The sequence below is a fragment of the Desulfitibacter alkalitolerans DSM 16504 genome (genome assembly GCF_000620305.1).
In the GTDB taxonomy this organism is placed as follows: Bacteria; Bacillota; DSM-16504; order Desulfitibacterales; family Desulfitibacteraceae; genus Desulfitibacter; species Desulfitibacter alkalitolerans.
Genome location: NZ_JHVU01000036.1, coordinates 1 through 2,127 on the forward strand (window position 1 = coordinate 1; position 2,127 = coordinate 2,127).

General features: G+C 37.5%; 3 protein-coding genes. All 3 read left to right on the forward strand.

The window, feature by feature from the left end; genetic code table 11:
- Positions 1 to 843: Mu transposase C-terminal domain-containing protein (locus K364_RS22960; RefSeq protein ID WP_035268204.1), on the forward strand; the 843-nt coding region annotated here is incomplete at its 5' end.
- A complete protein-coding gene (locus tag K364_RS0105550) occupies positions 840 to 1,697 on the forward strand; it encodes an ExeA family protein (protein ID WP_028307189.1) in 858 nt (285 codons plus the stop codon). The genes K364_RS22960 and K364_RS0105550, both read left to right, overlap by 4 nt.
- A gap of 24 nt (positions 1,698 to 1,721) precedes the next feature.
- Complete coding sequence (locus K364_RS0105555; protein WP_028307190.1) at positions 1,722 to 1,970, forward strand: TIGR04540 family protein; 249 nt, start codon at positions 1,722 to 1,724, stop codon at positions 1,968 to 1,970.
- The last annotated feature ends 157 nt before the right edge of the window (positions 1,971 to 2,127 follow it).

Genomic DNA, 2,127 nt, shown 5'->3' on the forward strand with positions numbered 1-2,127 from the left:
GTCAAAAAGCAGCCTGTTAAGTCTCTATCAGAGCTTAATGATCTGTATTTTGCCTGGATGAAGGTTGAGTATGATGATAAGCTCCACTCGTCTATTGGTATGTCACCTAAAAAAAGGTGGGATGAGTCATTAAATGCAGGCAATAAGCTTAGGTTCTTTTCACCTGTAGAGCTTGAAGAGATTTTTTTGCATGCATCTAAGCGTGTTGTAAACAAGTATGGCATTATTTCCTTTGAAGGTAATACCTATGAAGCTCCAGTTGAGCTTGTCAGTAAAGAGGTGGTTGTAAGGTATAACCCCTTCCATCTTGATTATCTGCATGTATATTACATGGATAAATACTTTGGTGCTGCTAAGATTATTGATTTACAGACCAAAAGGCATAAAAGCGTTGGGACAATACCTGAAGAATCTGGCTATGAAAGCAAGATATCAAAGATGTATTTTGAAAACATTAAAAGCAATTACCAAAGGTATCTAGAAAAACAGCTAGAGCTTGATATTGATAAGGATGTTATAGGTGAAAACAAAGAAGCCGCCGGAAGCCTCGAAGCTCACCCTATAAGGCCCCAAAAGGAAGTAAAAATCACTCTTAACAGAGATGAGTTTATTGATATTGTCAAAAATGCTATTGGTATGGCTGAGCTTACATTTGCTGAAAAGGGGAAACTTAATGAGCTCTGGGATACTTTTAAGGAGTTTAATAAGGAGATACTTATCTCTATACTTGATGATTTGTCGAAAAAGACTAATGATTTTAACAGGAATTTTTTGTATTACATTGCTAGTATTCGTTCTAACTATCTTGAGAAACTGGCTGCAAATGAAAGGAGAAACTCATGAACAATATTTTAAAGTCAGTGTGTGAACATTTTAGCCTGGGGTCTATGCCGTTTTTACAAAGAACAAAGACTCCTTTTGAAGGGAATAGTTTTTTAAAAAACATGGCTCTTATTTCAGCAGCGTTTTTCTCAAGGCATTTAGTTGTTGTTACTGGTATGGCTGGTTCAGGTAAAAGCTCTCTTTTGTTTTATGCGCTAAATCAACTAGATCCATCTTCTTTTAGAGTTTGTCATGTGGAACTGTCAAATCCCAACAAAAAGGCTCTTTACAAGGCTATTGCCGTGAAGATGGGTCTTACCCCTGCTTTTAATGGTGATGATATTAAGCTGCAGATTATCAGCTTCTTTAACGAAGAGAATGAGCAGGGTAAGTTTAACTGCGTCATAATTGATGAGGCACATACTCTTTCTATACCCATGATTGATGAACTTAGAAGCTTTTATGATGAGGGTGCTAATTTCTCTCTTGTTTTAGCAGGACTGCCGCCTCTTTTATCTAAAACCATGAACCTTTCTGTAAATCAACCCATGAAGCAAAGGATTAATCTGTGGGTTGAGCCTGTACCTATGACCCCGGCAGAGTCTATGGAGTATATATTGTATCAGTTAGATATTGCAAAAGCGAGAAACCCCATATTTGATGATAAGTGCTATCCTGTTATTCATCAGCTAAGCTCAGGACTACCTAGGCGCATGAACCAGTTATGCTATAGGGTTTTAATTCAAGCATATATTGATAAAAAGTCAATTATTACTGCAGATGACATAACAGCTTTATGTAATAAGACTCCTCATATTTTTGATAAGGCTATACCTGCTGATGCTGATACAACTACTGTACAGTTCCAGAAGTAAAGGTATGAAAACGAGGTGAAAGCTGTGAATATATTAAGAAACCCTACTACGGTTAAGCTGCTTGCTGCCCAGATAATATTAGCTTGTGATGAGTATATAGCAAAAAAACTGCCTGAGAAACAGTTCAAGGAGCTAATTGTTCATTATGCTTCTTGTCATGGGAAGAAGCTTTTTAGTGCAAATGGGATTAATCCAACAGTTACTAGCCGGATAGGCAAAAAGAGACTTGAGCTTGTTAATATCATGCTTGAAGGTTTTCAGATTAGAATTTAATATTAGGGCCCACTGGCTGGGCCTGTTATTTTACTTGTCGTACTGCACTTTTTCTTGTCCTGCAGTTTAGGGTGTCTTACATATAGCTATGATGGTTTATGCTTTCTCCTGCAGGCTAGCTTGTCGAAGTCACTGCAGATTAGCTTGTCGCACTACA